Origin of the sequence: Aquimarina sp. AD1 (assembly GCF_003443695.1) — a bacterium.
Taxonomy (GTDB): Bacteria; Bacteroidota; Bacteroidia; order Flavobacteriales; family Flavobacteriaceae; genus Aquimarina; species Aquimarina latercula.
In genome coordinates this window covers 4,189,509-4,210,266 of the sequence record NZ_CP031966.1, presented here as the reverse complement: position 1 = coordinate 4,210,266, position 20,758 = coordinate 4,189,509, and the positions used below count along the sequence as shown (strand labels likewise).

The following is a 20,758-nucleotide window of genomic DNA, read 5'->3' as shown; positions in this document are numbered from 1 at the left end:
CTTTTATTTATAAGAACGTGTTTTTAATTCAATGTTTTCAAATACTAAATCTTCTTTATGAAGCACAGCATCTTTAGGTTCTCCTTTGTATTCCCAAGCAGAAACATACTTAAAGTTTTTATCATCTCTCAATGCTTCTCCTTTTTGTTCTCCTGATTGTTCTACAGACTCTTCTCTAAAATGTCCTCCACAAGATTCATTACGATCTAAAGCATCTTTAGCAAATAATTCTCCCAATTCTAAGAAATCTGCAACTCTTCCTGCTTTTTCTAACTCTGGATTCATACTATTAGCATCTCCAGGAACTTTTACATTTTTCCAAAAATCCTCTCTTAAAGCAGCAATTTCATCAATTGCTTCTTTTAATCCTTTCTCATTACGAGACATTCCGCATTTGTTCCACATGATTTTACCTAATTTTTTATGGTAATAATCAACAGAATGCTCTCCAGATCCAGACATTAACTTTTCGATTCGATCTTTTACATCCTTCTCTGCTTGATCAAACTCTGGAGTATCTGTAGGTATTTTTCCTGTTCTAATATCATGTGATAAATAATCTCCTATTGTATATGGTAATACAAAATATCCATCAGCTAAACCTTGCATTAAAGCAGAAGCACCTAACCTGTTTGCCCCGTGATCAGAAAAGTTAGCTTCTCCAGCTGCATAGCATCCAGGAACAGTTGTCTGTAAATTATAATCTACCCAAAGACCTCCCATTGTATAATGTACTGCAGGATAAATCATCATTGGTGTTTTATAAGGATTCTCATCAACGATCTTTTCATACATCTGGAATAAGTTACCATACTTATCCTCTATTACTTTTTCTCCAAATTCCAATATCTGTTCTGCAGTTGGATTATGAATACCAGAAGTTAATGCTTTTTCTTTTCCGTATCGTTGGATTGCAGCCGCAAAATCAAGATATACAGCTTCACCTGTTTTATTAACTCCAAAGCCTTCATCACAACGTTCCTTTGCAGCCCTAGAAGCTACATCACGTGGAACTAAATTTCCAAATGCAGGATATCTTCTTTCTAAATAATAATCTCTTTCTTCCTCAGATAATTGTGTAGGTTTTAATTTACCTGCACGAATAGCCTCAGCATCTTCTTTTTTCTTTGGAACCCAAATTCTTCCATCATTACGCAAGGATTCAGACATCAGTGTCAACTTCGATTGATGATCACCTGATACAGGAATACATGTAGGATGAATCTGAGTATAACAAGGATTTGCAAAAAAGGCTCCTCTCCTATGTGCTCTCCACGCTGCCATTACATTACTACCCATTGCATTGGTACTCAAGAAAAATACATTTCCATATCCTCCAGTTGCCAATACTACTGCATGTGCAGAATGACGTTCGATTTCTCCGGTTACCAAGTTTCTGGCTACAATACCTCTAGCTTTACCGTCTATTTTTACAAGATCTAACATCTCGTGACGATTGAAAGCTTGTATTTTACCTCTATTAATCTGGCGATTCATTGCAGAATATGCTCCAAGTAATAACTGTTGTCCAGTTTGTCCTTTAGCATAAAAAGTACGAGATACTAATACTCCTCCAAATGATCTATTATCTAACAATCCACCATATTCACGTGCAAAAGGCACACCTTGTGCAACACATTGATCGATTATATTTCCTGAAACCTCTGCTAATCTATATACATTTGCTTCTCTTGATCTATAATCTCCTCCTTTTACAGTATCATAAAAAAGGCGATAATTAGAATCTCCATCTCCTTGATAATTTTTTGCAGCATTAATTCCTCCTTGTGCTGCAATAGAATGTGCACGTCTTGGAGAATCTTGATAACAAAATGTTTTAACGTTATAACCAAGTTCTGCCAAAGTAGCAGCAGCACTTCCACCTGCTAATCCAGTACCAACAACAATAACATCAATATTACGTTTGTTTGCCGGATTTACCAGGTTAATTGTATTTTTATGTTTTGTCCACTTATCAGCCAGTGGACCTTCTGGTATTTTAGAGTCTAAAATTGACATAATAGTGGTTTTAATGATTATGATTAAAATGAAGAACCAAGGATATGATTATAAATCCAAGAGGAATTACAATAGCGAACACTTTAGCAAACTTAGTCGCTCCCACAGAAAATTTATTATTAAAACCAACTGATTGAAAGGAAGACGCGAAACCATGCCAAAGATGTAATGCTAAGAAAACAAATGAAAGCACATATATTCCTGTGCGTACTGGACTTACAAATTTCTCTAAGAGCTCGTGATAATAACGAGTTGGATCTTCTGGTGCAAATTCTACATATTTATGAACCATTTCTGGAATCCAGAAATCATAAAAATGTAATCCTAAAAATGCTAAAATTACCAAACCTGAAAGAATCATGTTTCGTGACATCCAAGAAGCATTAGCCCCACCGCTATATTTTGCATATTTAACCGCTCTTGCATTTCTATTTTTTACTTCCAAAATAAATCCCATTACAAAATGGAAAACTACTCCAAAAATTAATACGGGTTGCAGCGCAAATTGAACCAAAGGATTTGTACCCATAAAATGAGACAACTCATTAAAAGTATCCGGACTAAAAATAGAAGTAAAATTGATCGTAAAGTGCTGTAATAAGAAAAATACTAAGAAAAGTCCCGAAAGTGCCATCGCAACCTTTCTAGCTATTGAAGATTTTATCAATCCACTCATTATTAAGAATGTTTAAAAATTTGATTAGCAAAAATAAGCTTCAAACTTGTTTTTAACAAGATTTTGATACAGTAATGCAGTATTTATAATGAATTAAAATAGAATTCAAATTTTGTTGAGGATTCATTACGAAATCGTTTGAAATATAGTGCTAACTTTGAACAAAAGACAATACTGCATTTTATAATCATATTAATTTTATCTCATGCGACACATACATTCCAAACTTCCAGAAGTATCTACCACTATTTTTACTGTTATGAGTAATATGGCAAATGAATATAAAGCAATTAATCTGTCTCAAGGTTTTCCAAATTTTGAAACGGATAGTAAACTAACGAATTTGGTTACTAACGCAATGCAAAAAGGATATAATCAATATGCTCCTATGCCTGGCCTGGTATCTCTTAGAGAAATCATTGCGGAAAAAACAAATACTTTATATAATAGTAATTATCTCCCCGATACTGAAGTAACCGTTACTTCAGGTGCAACCCAAGCGATCTTTACTATTATTTCTGCTTTTATCCGCCAAGGAGATGAAGTTATAATATTTAAACCTGCTTATGATTCTTACGAACCTTCAGTAAAACTTTTTGGGGGTAAAGTTATTCCTGTACAATTATCCACTCCTAACTTTACCGTTGATTGGCATGAAGTAGCTAATAAAATTACTTCTAAAACAAAGATGATTATTATCAACACACCTCATAATCCTACAGGAACAATTTTATCCAAAGAGGATATGCTAAAACTAGAAAACTTATTAAAAGGCACAGATATTATTTTACTTAGTGACGAGGTATATGAACATATAATTTTTGACAGTCAACCGCATCAAAGTGTTGCAAAGTTTCCTGGATTATCCGAAAGAGCATTTATCACTGCTTCTTTTGGAAAAACGTTTCATACTACCGGTTGGAAAATGGGATACTGTATAGCTCCTAAAGAGTTGATGAAAGAATTCAGAAAAGTACATCAATTTAATGTATTCTGTAGTAATCACCCTATGCAATATGCCTTAGCCGAATATTTAAAAACTCCTGAAAATTATATGTCTTTACCTAATTTTTATCAGGAAAAAAGAGATTTATTTTTATCATTAATTAAAGATTCTCGATTTTCATACGTCCCAGCTGCCGGGACTTATTTCCAATTATTAGATTACTCCAATATTACGGATGAGGGAGATGTAACTTTCGCAGAAAGGTTAACAAAAGAATACAAAATTGCTTCTATACCTGTTTCAGTATTTAATCTAAATCAACAAGATGACAAAGTACTTAGGTTTTGTTTTGCAAAAACGGATGATACTCTAAAAAGCGCTGCAGAAATATTATGTAGTATTTAATCTTATCCTAATATTTAAGCTTCAAAAGCTGAATTATAAAGTAACATTTTAATGTAAAGTGTTACTTATATAAAATCTAAAATTATTCTGAGATGCATTTATGCTAATCATTTACTAAAAACAGAGCTTTATGAAAATTAAATTTATCCTTTTTATTACGATCACAGTCTTAACTTTTTTATCATGTTCATCATCAGATGACTCGTCACCTGAAAATAGTAATTATGCAATGACGGCTAAAATAAATGGAGAAGATTTCCAAGCCAATAATCCTTTTGGAAATAATGAACCGTCTAGCACAACTATTTTCAATTACTTCCCAAAAGAAGACTTTGTTTTATTAATTGGTCGAGAGGGAGGTGTTATAGGAGGTAAAGAAATTAAAATTTGGTTAAAAAAGAGTGATATTATTGTTGGTTCTTATGAAACAGGTCCTGAAACCTTCGACACCACACCTTCTCACTTTATCGACTTTTTAGACCTTACTAACGAAATAGATGAATCTACGAAAAATGGCACAATTGAGATCACAGAAGTAAATACCTCAACAAACACTGTAACCGGAACTTTTTCATTTACAACAGTGGATGGAACCTTTGACCCTTCATCACCCATTGATTTCAATATAACCGATGGAACATTTAAATACATATATGAGTAAGAATCATCATTAAAAATTGAAAAAGTAAAGGTCAGTTACTTAGCTGACTTTTACTTAATTTTATAACTGGTGCCTATAGTAATACTAAAAAAAGGACCTTGCTAAAAATCAAACCTGAGCTGTATAATCTCAATTTCTTCTTTTTCTTTCTTTTTTTGATCTTTATTTCCAGTATTCAAATTAGACAAAGAAATTCCTAAAAGACGTACCGAATTTTTCATTTCTGACTGGTATAATAGTTCTTTCGATGTCTCTAATAAAATATCAGCGTCATTAACAAAATATGGTAATGTCTTACTCCGTGTCTGTAACGTAAAATCACTATATTTAATCTTTAGAGTAACCGTTCTTCCAGCAACTTTACTCCTTTTTAATCGTTTTTGTAATTCTTCGGCAATATTTTCTAAGCGTTCTAACATATATATCTCAGAGGATATATTCTCATTAAATGTTCTTTCGGCTGCTAATGATTTTCTTTCTCTATTCGGTTTTACTTCACTTAGATGAATTCCTCTAACTATATTATAATAGTGCCCTCCAGATTTACCAAAATGCTCAGTAAGGAACTCTTCAGATTTTGTTTTTAAATCCTTACCTGTATAAATACCCATCTGATACATTTTAGCTTGTGTGACCTTTCCTACTCCATAAAATTTTTTGACATCCAAATCTTCCAAAAAACCTAATACCTCTTCAGGATTTACAGTTTTCTGTCCATTTGGTTTGTTATAGTCACTAGCTACTTTTGCAATAAACTTATTAATAGATATTCCTGCAGATGCCGTTAATCCAACTTCCTCTAAAATGCGATGTCTTATTTCTTGGGCAATCAAAGATGCACTTGGATTCCCTTTTTTGTTTTCGGTAACATCTAAATATGCTTCATCTAAAGAAAGTGGTTCTACTAAATCTGTATAATCAAAAAATATCTTACGGATCTGTTTAGAAATTTCTTGATATCTATCAAACCTAGGTCTAACAAACAATAGATCAGGACATAGTTTTCTGGCCGTAAATCCAGGCATTGCAGAACGCACACCAAACTTTCTTGCCTCATAACTCGCTGCACTTACCACACCTCGTTTTCCACCACCACCAACCGCTAAAGGTTTTCCTTTAAGTTCTGGATTATCCATTTGCTCAACAGATGCATAAAATGCATCCATATCAACATGTATTATTTTTCTATCGCTTTTCATTCTTGTACACTACAAAAATAGTAGTTATAAATCATTTAAAATAAACCCCAACATACTGGCTATCAACTAAAATTACACGGTTTAACGAGTAAATATTTGACTCTTAAATACTTCTAAAAAATGATATTACTATATTTGTATAGATTTTATGAGATAAAAATAATATCTTGCTTTATTGATCCCAATCAATTTGAACTAAATTATATTTAAAAAATGAAAAATTACACCCTACTTCTACTCTTTGCATTTATCTGTTGTAAATCGGAAAGTAAATCTTCTAATGAATTAAAAGACAATAAAACTAATACTACGCAGGTAGCTAAAGATTTAGATACTGAAACTAAAATCGTCAATACCATTATTGCTACCAAAACATATGTTGCTCAACAAAAAGATGCTAATGGTAGTTACTCTCAAAATTTGTTAATCTCCTGGATTTCTGACAACATCGTGGAATATACACTTACTTGGAACAATAATTCTTGTAAAAAAACCATCAAAGGAAGAGCCAATAGTATTAAACCAAAAAAAGAACCTTTTATGAGCAGCTATAAGGGAGTTTCTTTTGAAGTTACTAAATACAAAGACAGTAAATCTGATTATAGTATCTTGCTACAGTTAGATTCTACTAACAAAGACAAAGCGGTCGTAGAGTTAACTTCAACTGCTGATGGAGATAACGAAGATTGTAGACCAGAAAGTGTAGTTATGGTCGAACAAAAATAATTTTCTGTCAAATAAATACCGATACAGCGGATAAGTGAGTACAATGTTACTACCAAGTTTACTTATGAAATATTTATTCCTTAGGGGATATTAAACGATAACTGTAAAAGGTTCCTATTTCCTAAAAAAACAAAATCAACATGTCCAAAACAGCGATCATACTTGGCGCAACAGGATTAACAGGAAGGATTCTTTTAGCATCATTACTTGATGATAGTCGTTATACTAAAATCAAATTGTTTTCGCGAAAAGCAATAGGCATTTCGCATTCCAAAATTGAAGAACATTTGATTAACGTACTGCAACTAAAATCAATCACAGACAATTTTAAAGCGGACGAAGTATTTTGTTGTATAGGAACCACAAATTCAAAAACTCCAGATAAAGGTCTTTATCGTTCAATTGATTTCGGAATCCCTGTTACCGCAGCACAGCTTTGTGTTCAAAATAAAATTGAGACTTTTATCGTAATTTCTGCATTAGGTGCTGATAGTGATAGTAAAATCTTTTATAACCGTACCAAAGGTGAAATGGAAGAGGCAATATTAGCATTTGAAATACCTAAAACACATATTTTACAACCTTCACTAATTAGCGGAAAAAGAAACGAAAAAAGAGCAGGAGAATATTTTTTCAAACAATTCATGAAGATTCTAAATCCTCTACTCTTTGGACCTTTAAAAAAATACCGTTCTATTCATCCTACAACAATAGCGTCGGCAATGATATGGTTAGCAAATAACTCTTCTGAAAAGAAAAGAATAGTTTCGGATGAAATACAAACAATTCACACTAAAAAACAGCTATAATTAGTTCACATACCGTATGCGTATGTTTCTAAGCCCCTATTATTACTGAGTATTTGTTTAAGCTTCTAAATTTGTTCAAAAAAGTACAAACAATTAAAAAATGACTAATTATGAAGTTATTCAAAAGCTTAATCTTATTTGCAAGCTGTTTATTTACACTAAATCTTTTTGCCCAATCTGACATTAAATCTTATGACTTTAAAAAAGGTGAAATTCTAGATATTCTATTATTAACTACTAAACCTGGAACCAAAAAAGACTTTGAGAAATACAAAAAAACAATCTTTCCTGTTGGCATCGAAAAAACCTACAAACCATTACCCGGTTTCGGTATTTCAGAAACAACTCAAGGCAATATACAGCCTTCTAATTTTATATTTGGTAAATGGAAAGATTTAAAAAATCGTGAAGAATTCATAGCTCAAATTGAAGGTATTGTTCCTGATTTTCATGTACAAAGAAGAAATATTTGGTCACTATTTAATTTAACATACTATGAAATGCCTCAAGACATTTCTTTCAAAATAGATAAAACCAAATACAATGTTGCCACTTCATACTGGAAAAAAGAGACCACATCTTTCAAGAAATTCAAGGAGCAATGGTTACAAAAATCATCAGCTAATGGCGGTAAGAAAATTATAGAACTCACAAACGGAAAATCAGTTGTAGGCTATTATCATAATCCTGATTTACTTGTTATTACTCAATGGGAAAGCAAGGCTGCATTTGATTCTTTTTATAAAGAAAATCTTAAAATGAATCATAAAGGTATCTTGCACGTAAATCAGTTTGTTTTAAACTAGTATATTAAACCCGAAAAAGATCTTGTTTATATGCAGACATTCCTAAATCAACTTGTCTATTTTGGATATTTTCAAAGCTTGTTTTTGCTATTTATTTATATTTTTTCTAGAGAAAAAAGAAAAAACATCAATAAGTATATAGCATTTCTAGTGTTGGTACTTTCCATTGGGCTAACAGGACGGGTTTTATATATTTCAGGTTTTTTCGGTGATAATTATCGATGGGTTATTTTTTCAGAATTTTCAACACTATTATTTGGAGCTACTATTTATCTCTTTACACGATCTAGTTTATTAAACCAACCTTTTTCGTATAAAGAATTACTTCATTATTTACCTGCTGTGGCATATAACATTGGTGTTACTATCGCATTTATAATACCATCGGATAAGGTATTACAAACTAGAAATACAACAGGAGAGCAATTTAAAATCACTTTAGTCTTTATTGCAATAGGTTTACTATTCAATATTACATATTGGGTTATGAGTCTCAAAATTTTTCTAAGATTTAAAAAAGACATTCAAAATGAGCTAAGTTATCATATTAAATCTCAATTCTTCCTTAATTTTCTAATTGCGATAGGGGTTTGTTTGGTTTGTTGGTCTATCATGTTTATTAATTGGCTTCTAGACTTGGAGTTATTCAATAGAACAAGTTGGCAAGTTATCTGGATAAGCATTGCGCTAATAATATTATTTATAACTTTTTATGGTATGAAAGAACCTGATTTATTTAAAGTTCCTTCACTACTTAAACCTAAAAAGTACGCGCAGTCCAAACTATCTAATCCAGAATTGGATAATTTAAAATCTAAATTGGAGCATTTAATGATAGATAGAAAGCCTTACTTAAATAGAAAATTACTGAAATCAGAACTGGCTGAAATGCTTGGAGTGAGTAATCCAGAGATAGCTCGTTTATTAAATGAACGTATAGGAATGAATTTTTTCGAATATGTAAACTACTATCGAATCAAAGAATTTATTGCATTAGCAAAAACTGATCAAGCAAAAAACATGACCTTTTACGGTCTTGCTCAAGAAGCAGGTTTTAATTCTAAAACTACATTTAACAAATCATTTAAAGATTTAATGGGTACTACACCAAAAGAGTACTTCTCAAATCTATAATCTTATTAAAACAACATCATGTTCAAAATATTTTTATTCAGTATAATTACTGTCGCGACTGTGAACGCGCAACTTAAAGTTCCTGCACTAAGTCCATCTTCTAAAACTACACAAACCGTTGGATTAACAGAAATTGAGATCGAATATTCTCGACCTAGTAAAAGAAATCGAATCATTTTTGGAGAAAATGGTATTATTCCCTTTGGTGAGTTATGGCGTACAGGTGCAAACGCTGCTACTAAAATTTCGTTTAGTGATGATCTAACAATTTCTGGAATAGCACTAAAAAAAGGGTCCTATACTATTCTTACTAAACCCAACGAATCTAATTGGCAAGTATATTTATACACTTATAAATCAGGGAATTGGACTAATTATGTAAATCAAAAACCTATAGTAAGTTTTACAACCAAAACCATTGAAAAAAAGGAGGTCTCAGAATCATTTTTAATATATATAGATACCATCACTCTTGATAGTGCCGAACTAGTTTTTTCTTGGGGTACCATAAAAATAATACTACCACTAAAATTTAACACACACGAAAAAACAATGTCTAATATAGAGAAGGTACTTTCTGGTCCATCAAATTTTGATTATTTCCAAGCGGCATTATATCTGCACGAGACACAAAAAGATCTAAATACTGCATTAAGTTATATCCAAAAAGTTACTAAAGCAGAAAATCCTTTATTCTTTCAAGTATATCGTGAATCATTAATCTTGGCTGATATGGATAGAAAACCTGAAGCTATCGAGGTAGCTCAAAAATCTCTGGAATTATCAAAAAAAGCAGGAAATAAAGATCTGATTAGATTAAATGAAAGAAATATCAAAAAATGGTCTAAATAAGGACTTTTTTAAATTTCTAGGTGTAGATTTGAAAATAATAAATTTTTGTAATTTTCAAATCTACTCTTTTAGAGAGAAGATACTATTATACAACATTAATGATTGAAATTGAACGCAAATTCTTACTAAAATCTACTTCTTTTAAAGATATAGCTCAAAAAAAAACCAAAATATCTCAAGGGTATCTAAATTCTAATCCCGAAAGAGCCGTAAGAGTTCGAATCAAGGGAGAAAAAGGTTTTATAACTATCAAAGGAAGAAGTAATGATTCGGGCACTTCTCGCTTTGAGTGGGAAAAGGAAATTGATATCAAAGAAGCGCAAGCGTTATTACAATTGTGTGAAAAAGGTGTTATCCAAAAAACCCGTTATGAAGTTACAGTAGGAGATCATATGTATGAAATAGATGAATTTTATGGCGAAAATGAGGGTTTGATTGTAGCAGAAATAGAATTGTCCGATGAACATGAAAAATTTCAAAAACCAGATTGGTTAGGAAAGGAAGTTACCGGAGATTCTAAATTCTATAATTCGCAATTAAGTAAGCATCCATTCAGAAATTGGTAAAAAAAAGATCGTAAACTGACTATTTTTCAATTAACAAATTTGTAACATTTTTAAATGTAATTAAAGGAGAATTGTCCCCGTCTAAGGAGACTTATTAACCATTAATAAAATATTTATGTTACACAAATCTAAAAAGTCTCTTTTAGAGACATTACTCGTATTATGTCTATCTACTCCGATAGTTGCACAAACAGAAGTTAGTGGATTCTATCCACAAAAAAATGAGCTCACCATAGCTCCTAGTTATTCTTACAAACAATATGATCGATTCTACCGAGGCAATGAACTTACTGATGGAAATCCAGCAGGGTTGGGTGCAATATCTTCATATATTGTGAATTTATATGGAGAATATGGAATCACAAATTGGTTATCCGCTTCTCTTAATATGCCATATATTTTTATAGAAAGTGAAAATGGAGAACCAGATCCTGTTCAAGGAACTTCTAGTGTTGAAGGGATTCAGGATCTAAGTATATTTATAAAAGGAAGAATACTAGAAAAGAATGTGAAATCCTTAGGAAGATTAGGATTAGGTGCTGCGGTTGGAGCTAGTATTCCTGTCGGCAATTATGAAGCAGAAGGTGTTCTGTCTTTGGGGAATAATGCAAATAGTATTCAAGCAAATGTTTTAGCACAACTAACGACGAATGTTAATTTTTTTACAGAACTTCAGTATGGATATAGTTTAAAAGATAATAGTGATTTTGATGTACCTAATGCTCAAGTATACGGCATTAAGATTGGATATTTTAACAGTCATTTTTATACCCACGTACAATTAGCCGTTCAGGATTCTATGGATGGATTAGATATCGGAACACCAGAATTTGTGGAAGCTGGTGGTCCTCGAGCGCTCCCTCAAACGGAGGTTGATTACACCAATTTAAATCTAAATTTATATATACCTGTATATAAAAATGAAATAGGTGTCTCTACAGCTTATAATCACAACCTAGATGGTCGTAATTTTAACAAAGAAACTTCTTTTTCTTTTGGTTTAGTTTACAAACCATTGTAATCAATTATTGATCAAAGAATAAGTTTATATCCTAATTTTCGAACTAGGATATGGACTTATTCCTTTATCTCTATTTTCTTTTTTAATTCGTTACCATTCTCGTCTAACACAGTTATAACATGTTTTCCCGGACTTGGCTGTACTGGCATTTCATGAAATTGCTTAGTAACTCCCACAAAATGATCATCGATATACCAAAACACTCTTGTCTCTGGTTTCGTGTGAGCAATTTTTAAAACTACTTCGTTTATTTTACCATCAAACCCTTTAGGTAGATAAACACTACTATTACCTTTCGGAAAGATAAAAGCCATACTTGCCAATAAATCAGTACTACAATCAGATCTAAAAGGAGGTAGAGATCTATAATCTGCATGCTTATTTTTATAATAATACGCTTGCAAAGGTGGTAATACAAACCAAGGTTGATGTATCATTCTATCAACAGATTCACAGGAAGAATTAACTCTGTATTCCTCTACAGGATCTAAGTGAACTAATTGATGATAAGGGCAAGGTTTGGTTTTGGTTCCTGCCAATGGGACATAGACATCTTTAACAGGACATTCTTTTGACGCTAAAAAACCGCTTTTAGCACAAACTTTGGCCATTACTAAATCATCATAAGGTATGGGAAACCAATTAGAATTAGGTAATAAATTCACCACATCAAATAACAAAGGTGCTGCAGAATTTAATCCGGTAAGATCTGGTCTTCCTTCTCCGTCTGCATTACCAATCCATACTCCTACGACATAATCTTTACTTGCTCCGATAGCCCAAGCGTCTCTATTTCCAAAACTCGTTCCTGTCTTCCAGGCAATTTCTCGCGATGAATCATAAAATTCCCAAGCCTCATCCCCTTGAGGACGGTTAACTTTTTTCATAGATTCAAAAGTTAACCAAATACTTCCTGCTCCTACAACTGGTTTTTGTTTCACTTTTTTTCCGAAATCAACTTTTTCATTTGCTAAAATAATTGGTTCTGTAAATTCCTTTGTAAAATATTCACTAGAAGAGTTTTCATAATGATTAAGCGTACCCGAATATCCCGCGTACGTTTTACATAAATCCCAAAGATTACCTTCTGCCCCACCAACAATTAGTGATAGACCATAATGATCAGCACTATACTTAAGATCTTTAATCTTAAACACACTTAATTCATCTCGAAAACGCTGTAATCCATATTTTTGTAATAGTCGCACCGCAGGTATGTTTAAAGACCTAGCTAACGCAGTACTAGCCGACACTGCTCCACTAAAAGTTTCATCATAATTCATAGGAGTATATCCAGCAATTACAGTAGGCACATCAGATACCAGTTGCTCAGGTAATAATTCCCCTTTATCCATCATAGCAGCATATAATAAGGGCTTGAGTGTACTTCCTGTACTTCTTGCAGCTCTAATAACATCTACATCTTTTTGATGCACCTTATCTGTTGGTGAATTACCTACATAACTCATCACTTCTCTAGTATCAACATCCAATACCAATACCGCCATATTATGTACTTCATTTTGACGTAACAATGTATAATGCTGTCCTACTAATTGATTTACTCTTTGTTGCAAAGATCTATCAATAGTCGTCCGTACCCTTTGCCCTCTATTCGTATGAGCAACACGATCTAATAAATGTGGTGTTTCTTGCGGAAGACTATATGGTTTTTGAGGTAAAGATTCGCTTATGGATAACTCATAGGTTAGAGAATCAATAACTTCTTTCTCTAATAAGGTTTTCAGCAATCTATTTCTTTTGCGTAACAATTGTACCTGGTTTTTTCCAGGGTAAATTAATGATGGAGCATTAGGCAAAACTGCTAAAGTTGCGCTTTCTGACCAAGATAATTGATGAGCTGGTAATCCGAAATATCTCCAAGAAGCCATATCGATCCCTACTACATTACCTCCAAAAGGAGCATTGGAAGCATATAATCTTAAAATCTCTTTTTTAGAAGCTCCAAACTCCAATCTTGTAGCCAAAATCAGCTCTTTCAATTTCTCGAAATAGGTTCTCTTTTTCCCTTTTCGAGAAAGTCTTATGACCTGTTGGGTAATAGTACTTCCTCCTCGAACTATTTTGCCCGCTTTTATATTTTCACTAATAGCTTCAATCATCGAAACTGGATTAAAACCGAAATGCTTATAAAATTGTTGATCTTCAAATGCAAGAATACAATGTTCAAACTTTTTAGACACACTATCAGTTTCGGGAAATCTCCATTGTCCATCCTTTGCAATTTTAGCACCTAATAACTCACCAGATCTGGTTTCTAAAACGGTTGCCGTAGGATCATCAAATAATGGTTTTGGTAAGGAAAAATAATACCAAATAAGAAAAACTCCAATAAGAAAAAATTTCTTAGGATGCTTATTCACATAATTTCTGAATCGGCTAAACAATTTTCTTACAATTAGTACAACGCTGAAATTTATGTAAATGTCTTTAGATATCCGAAAAAACGATACTTAAATAAATTGCAATAACGACTTAATCAATAATTACAACAAATATATTTTCTAAAAAAAAAGCGTAAATCTCCCCGTTTTATCAAAAATTAAGAGTCTTCGACACTGAATTTTCTCTTAGATCTTAACAAATAAACCCCATAATTTTATTAAATTATATCACTCTTAAAAACAATTAGCTATGAATACATTGGCTAAATGATTAAAAATATTGGGGCTTAGAATGTAAAAATGAAATTATATAATGCAACTAAATATGTTATTGCATCGAGTATAATCATTTTTAATAAAAGTTATTTTACGTTGAAAAGAAATCCAATATATATATATTTTGTCTTTATTTTTTCACTTGCCTCTTTCTCCCAAGAAAAGCCTCTATTTGAAAAAATTGATACTTTAGATGTTTTATTACGAACTTCGGAGAAATTAAGAGTCGCTAATGATATGTACGCCTCATTAGAATACGCTTTTAAAGTGGTTAATTATGCTCAGGACCTAGGACATAACCACTATTTATCACACGGATATTTATTGATGGGAACCGTACAATATGAAATCATTGACTATGAAAATGCTACGAAAAACTTTCTAAAGTCATTAGAATATACGGAAAAAACAAAAAATAAAGTTCTTTTACCATATGTACTGAACAGTTTAGCAAATGTATATTATGATGGTAACAAGGACTATGAGAATGCTTTAAAATATTATAAAAGAGCTGTCAAACTAGGAAAAGGAAATCCTCATATCCAGCAATATCAGATACCATTACATAATTTAATATGGACATATATGGATCTAGACAGGTTTGATGAAGCTGCAATATATTTAAGAGAAGCCGATAGTATTGACAGTTCAATTCCGGATAGTGTGCAAACAGATCGAAGTTCGCTTTACCTCTTAAGAGCGAGAAATTATGCTCAAAATAACGACATTATAAGAGCTGAGGAAAACTTCGATAAATCCTTCGAATACTTAAAGGATGAAACGTATTGGCCAAAAGGAAAAAGTTACTTCTATCGATATAGATCAGAGATGTATGAAAAGATAGGTGATCATACAAAAGCGATTAATGATCTCAAGTTATTGAATGAAAATGATCAGAAAGTTTTTGAAAATGCAAGATCTAAAACCGATGAGACTACCAAAATGAGGTTTAAAGTAGATCAATATGAACAACAGCTAGCAATAGCAAAAAGAGAGAAAGACCTATTATTAGATATAGATAAAAACAACAAAAAGATTATTTTTATTTCCACTACGGCACTTTTATTATTAGCAGGCATAGTTTTCTTCTATTACAGAGGATATCGATCTAAGAAAAAAATCTCCGAAATATTAGAATTTAAGAATATTGAGCTATCCGAAGCTAAATCTCAAGCTGAACAATTAAGTAAAATTAAATCCCAATTTATTTCTACTATTAGCCATGAACTGCGAACTCCTCTATACGGAGTGGTAGGTATTTCCTCTATTTTACTTGAAAATGACGCTAAATCAGAGAAAGATAAAAAGCTACTTAATTCACTTAAATTCTCAGCTGACTATTTACTTGACTTAGTGAATAAAGTTTTAAAGGTTAGTAAAATTGATTCGGAAGAAAAGGAACTTATCAAAACACCAACAGATTTATTTTCATTGTCCCAAAATATATTACAATCTTTTGAATATCAGTCTCATAAAAAAAATAATATCTTGATTTTGGATCATAATCACAGCATCCCAAAATTACTTTACATAGATGCCTTAAGAATATCTGAAGTTTTAATCAACTTAATCGGAAATGCTATTAAATTTACCCACCAAGGAAAGATTTGGCTTAGGGTTAAGCTACTATCAACTGATGATAAGACCGTTACCATAAGATTAGAGGTAGAAGATACTGGAACTGGTATACCTGAAGATCAAAAAGATTATATTTTCGAAGAATTTTCTCAAGTAGGAAGTGTTTATGATAATAAACAAGGAACTGGTTTAGGGCTTTCCATTGTTAAGAATTTGGTTCAAGTAATGGGTAGTCAAATTTATTTCGAAAGCAAAAAAAACATAGGATCTCTATTTTATTTTGATTTAGAATTAGACATTGCCGAAAGCTTAAATGATCTAAACAATCAGTCCGAAAATAAGGAAAGTACAACTAATATTTCTGCAAAGATTCTTGTTGCAGAGGACAATAAAATCAATCAATTAGTAACTAAAAATCTACTTAAGAATATTGGATGTAGTTGTATAATGGCAGAAAATGGAATAGACGCCGTACAAATTCTAAAAAAGGAATCTTTTGATTTAATCCTAATGGATATTAATATGCCCATTATGGACGGAGTTCAAGCTACAATAGAAATTAGGCAATTTGATACTACTACTCCAATAATTGCATTGACTGCTTCGGAGCTTAGTGAAGTCTCTGATGAGTGTAAAAAAGCAGGAATGAATGATCTTATCAATAAACCATTAAACAAAGAAGACCTAAGAAACTGTATTGCAAAACATCATAAATAATTTTTAACTAAAATTTCCCCAAAAAATTATATTCTTATAAAATATTAGCGATAAATTTGCAAAAGCTCTTTAATTATATTTTTACAGTAAAAAAATTAGGGGTTTGACATAGTTAATTGTTTTATTATAAACCCCTTTGTATAAGATAAAAAAAATACCCGCACAAATTACTCAATTCAAAAACTCAACTCCCCTTGAAAAAAATTACATTATTGTTTACAATAATTGCACTCCCCTGCATATTATTCGCACAATCCAGACAAGAATTTAAAAACACTAATGATTTAACCCTTTTAAACAAATTATCCGATAGCTCAGAATTTAAAAAAGAAAAAGAGTTTCTACATAGCATTCAATCCAATATTCACGAAGTAGAAAAATACAAACGTCAACTAAAAGTTAGTCAACGAGAAAAGGATTTATTGGTTAGTATTGATAAAAATAACAAAACGATCATATACATAACAATTATAGGGCTTATACTAGTGTTTGGTGTACTATTCTTTTACTTTAGAGAATATCATGCGAAAAAGAAAACAAGTGATATTCTAAAACTAAAAAATATAGAATTATCTGAAGCAAAAAATCAAGCAGAAACATTAAGTAAAATAAAATCCCAATTTATTTCTACTATTAGTCATGAGCTAAGAACTCCTTTATATGGTGTTGCGGGAATATCTTCTATGTTATTAGAAAACAAAGAACGACCAGAAAAAGATATAGAATTATTAAATTCTTTGAATTTTTCCGCCGATTACTTACTTAGCTTAGTAAACAAAGTTTTAGATGTTAGCAAAATAGACTCCGAAAAAGTAAACCTAATAAATTCTAAAGTAAACCTACTTTGTCATGTAAAAAGCATTATAAAAACTTTAGAGTATCAAGCTTCTCAAAAAAATAATCAACTTAAGCTAGAGTATGACCATATTCTTCCGGAAATTATCAATATTGATACGATCAGAATTTCTGAAGTATTGATTAACCTAATTAGTAATGCCATTAAATTTACGGAAAATGGGACCATCTGGATTAGAACAAAGCTTATAGATAAAAAAGCAAATACCGCTACCATACGATTCGAAATACAGGATACAGGTATAGGAATTCCAGAAGATCAAATTGCATATATTTTTGAAGAGTTTACCCAATTAGGGAGCGTCTATGATAACAAACAGGGTACTGGACTAGGGCTACATATTGTCAAAAAAATATTAAAACTAATGGATAGCGATATACATTGTCATAGTGCAAAAAATATTGGCTCCAATTTCTTTTTTACTATTACTGTTGGTATCCCTGAGGATTCTTTTTCGGAACCAAATAATGATGATAATATAGACATCTCAAATTTATTTCCAACAAAAATACTAATTGCAGAAGACAACAAGATCAATCAGATAGTAACCAAAAATCTACTAAAAAACATTCATTGTCAAAGTACCATTGCAGAAAATGGTCAGGAAGCTTTAGAAATATTGCGAAAAGAAACATTTGACATTGTTCTTATGGATATTAATATGCCAGTATTAGACGGTATGCAAGCAACACTAAAAATTAGAGAGTTTGATACCTCTACTCCAATTATTGCATTAACCGCTTCTGAGCTTAGTGAAGTAGAAAAAGAATGTATAAAAGCTGGCATGAATGACTTAGTAAACAAACCCTTAAACAAAAACGATCTAAAAGACGTTATTTTCCGAAATCTGACGATTGATAGTATTGACATTAATAATTAATGCATTTCACAAAACTTTCTACCTAGAACTATATCATTTTGCTAAATGCGAAATTTTAAGTTATTTTTAGAATCTATAATTGAAATAGCCATAAAACAATACATCTTTGTAAATCGTTATAGACAATGAAATAAGGTGATAGATGTTATAATATTATTATAACTTGATTGGCATTCTTTAAAGAAACAATCTTGATACGCTCTGTTTTAATAATATTATTTATCTTCTTTTACTCATCGAATGTCTTTGCTTGTAGTTGTACATTTGCCTGGAACGATTCATTTAGTAGAACTATAAAAAACTCGGAGTTCGTTGCTTTAGTCAAAATAATTTCCTTTGACAAATACCTTGACGAAGATATCTTAGGTCATAATGGTAAAATGCCATATTCAATGACTGTTGAAATAATAAAAAAATATAAAGGCAACGAACAACGAAAGAAAATAAAAATATTAGGAGATAATGGTATGTTATGTCGACCATACTTATCTAATTTTAAAATTAACAGTTATTATTTGGTTTCGCCTAATGCATTGGATAATTCTGCAAACACTGAATATGACTTTTTTTCCTGTAGAACAGAATATTTAAATGTAGACATTGATTCAAACGTAGCTCTAGGAAACTATTCCCTGATTAGAAATCAAATTAACCTTGATAAGTTTGAAAACAAAGTAAAAAATGGAGATTGGGATATCTTATTACTTAGTTTAATTTTAAGCTCAATAATTCTACTATTACTATTTATGCGAAGAAACATAAAACGAAAGACCAATAGAAGTTCTGACTAGTAACGTCTTTCGAAGCACCTAAGAAATAAATCAATCAAACAAAAGATGATGAACAAAGTATTCTCAATATTCGCGCCCATTATTTTACTATTAATTTTAAGTTGCAAAGACTCTAAACCTGATAATTTTAATCAAACCACAAAACAAACAGTTGACATAGAACAAGAAAAAAAAGCTATACTAAAAACGCTAAATAATGAAACCAAAGCTGCATTTAACAGAAATTACGAAAGCTGGAAAAAAACGTGGGTACATGATCCAAAAATAACAAAAACTTATATCAACTTTGCAGACAGTACTTTTTCGGAGTCTGTGGGTTGGAATAAAATAAGCTTATATGTAAAAACTTTTATTGAGGAACATCCAGAACCTGAACCTATACCAAAACTACTAAAAGACATAGACATACGTCTTTACGGCAATGGTGCTTGGGTAACATATGAATTAAAGGACTCTTTACGTGGACTAAAACGTGAAACAAGACTTATGGAAAAAATAAATGGGTCCTGGAAAATTGCTGGTATGCAAACCACTATTTACGGATTTGAAACCAATCATAAATAGTTTAACTTAATGAAGACAGTCACGCTACCGGATCAATTAAACCTAAATCCTTCTATATCGATTACTGTTTTTGCTTATGAAAGCAATAAGGAAATAGATAAACAACAAGTCTTACTAAATAAAAATACATTTAGTTTTCTTCAGGAAGGTAGTAAAGAAGTATTTTTTGATAACTCTTCCTATGCAATTGATAACTCTCAGTTTTTATTAATGAAATCAGGACATTGTTTAATGACTGAGAAACTTTCTAATGATTCAAAATTTTATAAAAGTATTTTACTATTCTTTTCTGAAGAAGAAGTATTAAAGTTCATGCGAAAATTTAAACTTCAAGCTCCAAAAGCCAAAAAGTTTTACTCTACATATTCAATTAACTATGATGACTATATACAGAGATTTGTAAACAGTCTCTTGGATATTTCTAAGCTCTCTAGTGCTATTCAAAATAACATTTTACGTACGAAATTTGAAGAAATAATGCTATATCTTATTGAGCAAAATGGAGTAGATTTTTTATATTCTTTAATTAAAAACAATGATAATCAAACGCAAAAATTCATACAAACTGTTGAGAGCAATACATTAAATAAATTAACATTAAAAGAACTTTCTTTCTTATCTAATATGAGCGTATCCACTTTTAAGAGAGAATTTGAAAAACAGTTCCATAGTTCACCTAGTAAATGGTTTCTGGATAAAAGACTTGAACATGCTGCTTTTCTATTAAAAAATAAATCGAAACGCCCGTCAGATATATTTGAAGAGATCGGATATGAAAATCTTTCTAATTTTATTCAAGCTTTTAGGACAAAATTCGGTGTAACTCCAAAACAATATCAATCAACTTGAGCTTTTACCAATACTTTTTGAA

Annotated in this window: 18 protein-coding genes; 14 read left to right on the top strand and 4 right to left on the bottom strand. The window is 31.4% G+C overall.

Annotation, left to right across the window (positions count from 1 at the left end; all coding sequences use genetic code 11):
• Positions 1 to 3: 3 nt before the first annotated feature.
• Both D1815_RS18165 and D1815_RS18160 read right to left on the bottom strand, forming a co-directional pair.
• Entirely contained in the window at positions 4 to 2,019 is a 2,016-nt protein-coding gene (locus D1815_RS18165) for a fumarate reductase/succinate dehydrogenase flavoprotein subunit (protein ID WP_118388740.1), read from the bottom strand.
• Between the two features lie 10 nt (positions 2,020 to 2,029).
• A complete protein-coding gene (locus D1815_RS18160; protein WP_108803280.1) occupies positions 2,030 to 2,695 on the bottom strand; it encodes a succinate dehydrogenase cytochrome b subunit in 666 nt (221 codons plus the stop codon).
• Between the two features lie 205 nt (positions 2,696 to 2,900).
• On the opposite strand from D1815_RS18160, the gene D1815_RS18155 reads away from it, so the two are divergent.
• Complete coding sequence (locus D1815_RS18155) at positions 2,901 to 4,046, top strand: methionine aminotransferase (protein ID WP_118388738.1); 1,146 nt, start codon at positions 2,901 to 2,903, stop codon at positions 4,044 to 4,046.
• 130 nt (positions 4,047 to 4,176) lie between these two features.
• A complete protein-coding gene (locus D1815_RS18150; protein WP_118388736.1) occupies positions 4,177 to 4,707 on the top strand; it encodes a DUF6252 family protein in 531 nt (176 codons plus the stop codon).
• 101 nt (positions 4,708 to 4,808) lie between these two features.
• Here the strand turns inward: D1815_RS18150 and dinB are convergent, their stop codons facing one another.
• On the bottom strand, positions 4,809 to 5,906 hold the full coding sequence (gene dinB, locus D1815_RS18145; RefSeq protein ID WP_118388734.1) for a DNA polymerase IV: 1,098 nt from the start codon (positions 5,904 to 5,906) through the stop codon (positions 4,809 to 4,811).
• Between the two features lie 213 nt (positions 5,907 to 6,119).
• On the opposite strand from dinB, the gene D1815_RS18140 reads away from it, so the two are divergent.
• The 7 genes from D1815_RS18140 (at position 6,120) to D1815_RS18110 (ending at position 11,820) form a co-directional block, all read left to right on the top strand.
• Positions 6,120 to 6,632: a hypothetical protein gene (locus D1815_RS18140; RefSeq protein ID WP_118388732.1), complete on the top strand. Its 513-nt coding sequence runs from the start codon at positions 6,120 to 6,122 to the stop codon at positions 6,630 to 6,632.
• A 140-nt stretch (positions 6,633 to 6,772) separates the two neighbouring features.
• Positions 6,773 to 7,441, top strand: coding sequence for an NAD(P)H-binding protein (locus D1815_RS18135; protein ID WP_118388730.1), 669 nt, complete (start codon positions 6,773 to 6,775; stop codon positions 7,439 to 7,441).
• Between the two features lie 110 nt (positions 7,442 to 7,551).
• On the top strand, positions 7,552 to 8,247 hold the full coding sequence (locus tag D1815_RS18130; RefSeq protein WP_027393266.1) for a hypothetical protein: 696 nt from the start codon (positions 7,552 to 7,554) through the stop codon (positions 8,245 to 8,247).
• A 30-nt stretch (positions 8,248 to 8,277) separates the two neighbouring features.
• Positions 8,278 to 9,381, top strand: coding sequence for a helix-turn-helix domain-containing protein (locus D1815_RS18125; protein ID WP_118388728.1), 1,104 nt, complete (start codon positions 8,278 to 8,280; stop codon positions 9,379 to 9,381).
• Between the two features lie 18 nt (positions 9,382 to 9,399).
• A complete protein-coding gene (locus tag D1815_RS18120) occupies positions 9,400 to 10,233 on the top strand; it encodes a DUF2911 domain-containing protein (RefSeq protein WP_118388726.1) in 834 nt (277 codons plus the stop codon).
• A gap of 98 nt (positions 10,234 to 10,331) precedes the next feature.
• The gene (locus D1815_RS18115; protein WP_118388724.1) at positions 10,332 to 10,799 is read left to right on the top strand and encodes a CYTH domain-containing protein; all 468 of its coding nucleotides are present in this window, start codon (positions 10,332 to 10,334) and stop codon (positions 10,797 to 10,799) included.
• Between the two features lie 115 nt (positions 10,800 to 10,914).
• A complete protein-coding gene (locus D1815_RS18110; protein ID WP_118388722.1) occupies positions 10,915 to 11,820 on the top strand; it encodes a transporter in 906 nt (301 codons plus the stop codon).
• A gap of 56 nt (positions 11,821 to 11,876) precedes the next feature.
• On the opposite strand, the gene pbpC is transcribed toward D1815_RS18110, so the two are convergent.
• Positions 11,877 to 14,204 (bottom strand): penicillin-binding protein 1C, encoded by a 2,328-nt coding sequence (gene pbpC, locus D1815_RS18105; RefSeq protein ID WP_233557467.1) that lies wholly within the window; start codon positions 14,202 to 14,204, stop codon positions 11,877 to 11,879.
• Positions 14,205 to 14,525: 321 nt separating this feature from the next.
• On the opposite strand from pbpC, the gene D1815_RS18100 reads away from it, so the two are divergent.
• The 5 genes from D1815_RS18100 (at position 14,526) to D1815_RS18080 (ending at position 20,736) form a co-directional block, all read left to right on the top strand.
• The gene (locus tag D1815_RS18100) at positions 14,526 to 16,796 is read left to right on the top strand and encodes a response regulator (RefSeq protein WP_118388718.1); all 2,271 of its coding nucleotides are present in this window, start codon (positions 14,526 to 14,528) and stop codon (positions 16,794 to 16,796) included.
• 194 nt (positions 16,797 to 16,990) lie between these two features.
• Positions 16,991 to 18,532 (top strand): response regulator, encoded by a 1,542-nt coding sequence (locus tag D1815_RS18095; RefSeq protein ID WP_118388716.1) that lies wholly within the window; start codon positions 16,991 to 16,993, stop codon positions 18,530 to 18,532.
• Positions 18,533 to 18,723: 191 nt separating this feature from the next.
• Positions 18,724 to 19,323: a hypothetical protein gene (locus tag D1815_RS18090; RefSeq protein ID WP_147404049.1), complete on the top strand. Its 600-nt coding sequence runs from the start codon at positions 18,724 to 18,726 to the stop codon at positions 19,321 to 19,323.
• Positions 19,324 to 19,371: 48 nt separating this feature from the next.
• Positions 19,372 to 19,887, top strand: coding sequence for a hypothetical protein (locus tag D1815_RS18085; RefSeq protein ID WP_035085449.1), 516 nt, complete (start codon positions 19,372 to 19,374; stop codon positions 19,885 to 19,887).
• A 9-nt stretch (positions 19,888 to 19,896) separates the two neighbouring features.
• Positions 19,897 to 20,736, top strand: coding sequence for an AraC family transcriptional regulator (locus D1815_RS18080; protein ID WP_118388714.1), 840 nt, complete (start codon positions 19,897 to 19,899; stop codon positions 20,734 to 20,736).
• The last annotated feature ends 22 nt before the right edge of the window (positions 20,737 to 20,758 follow it).

Bases quoted from the DNA above. Each gene is read 5' to 3' on its own strand.
- D1815_RS18165 (WP_118388740.1), bottom strand. From the start codon at position 2,019: ATGTCAATTTTAGACTCTAAAATACCAGAAGGTCCACTGGCTGATAAG.
- D1815_RS18115 (WP_118388724.1), top strand. From the start codon at position 10,332: ATGATTGAAATTGAACGCAAATTCTTACTAAAATCTACTTCTTTTAAA.
- D1815_RS18080 (WP_118388714.1), top strand. From the start codon at position 19,897: ATGAAGACAGTCACGCTACCGGATCAATTAAACCTAAATCCTTCTATA.
- D1815_RS18130 (WP_027393266.1), top strand. From the start codon at position 7,552: ATGAAGTTATTCAAAAGCTTAATCTTATTTGCAAGCTGTTTATTTACA.
- D1815_RS18085 (WP_035085449.1), top strand. From the start codon at position 19,372: ATGAACAAAGTATTCTCAATATTCGCGCCCATTATTTTACTATTAATT.
- dinB (WP_118388734.1), bottom strand. From the start codon at position 5,906: ATGAAAAGCGATAGAAAAATAATACATGTTGATATGGATGCATTTTAT.
- D1815_RS18120 (WP_118388726.1), top strand. From the start codon at position 9,400: ATGTTCAAAATATTTTTATTCAGTATAATTACTGTCGCGACTGTGAAC.
- D1815_RS18140 (WP_118388732.1), top strand. From the start codon at position 6,120: ATGAAAAATTACACCCTACTTCTACTCTTTGCATTTATCTGTTGTAAA.
- D1815_RS18155 (WP_118388738.1), top strand. From the start codon at position 2,901: ATGCGACACATACATTCCAAACTTCCAGAAGTATCTACCACTATTTTT.
- D1815_RS18100 (WP_118388718.1), top strand. From the start codon at position 14,526: ATGAAATTATATAATGCAACTAAATATGTTATTGCATCGAGTATAATC.
- D1815_RS18160 (WP_108803280.1), bottom strand. From the start codon at position 2,695: ATGAGTGGATTGATAAAATCTTCAATAGCTAGAAAGGTTGCGATGGCA.
- D1815_RS18110 (WP_118388722.1), top strand. From the start codon at position 10,915: ATGTTACACAAATCTAAAAAGTCTCTTTTAGAGACATTACTCGTATTA.
- D1815_RS18135 (WP_118388730.1), top strand. From the start codon at position 6,773: ATGTCCAAAACAGCGATCATACTTGGCGCAACAGGATTAACAGGAAGG.
- D1815_RS18125 (WP_118388728.1), top strand. From the start codon at position 8,278: ATGCAGACATTCCTAAATCAACTTGTCTATTTTGGATATTTTCAAAGC.
- D1815_RS18150 (WP_118388736.1), top strand. From the start codon at position 4,177: ATGAAAATTAAATTTATCCTTTTTATTACGATCACAGTCTTAACTTTT.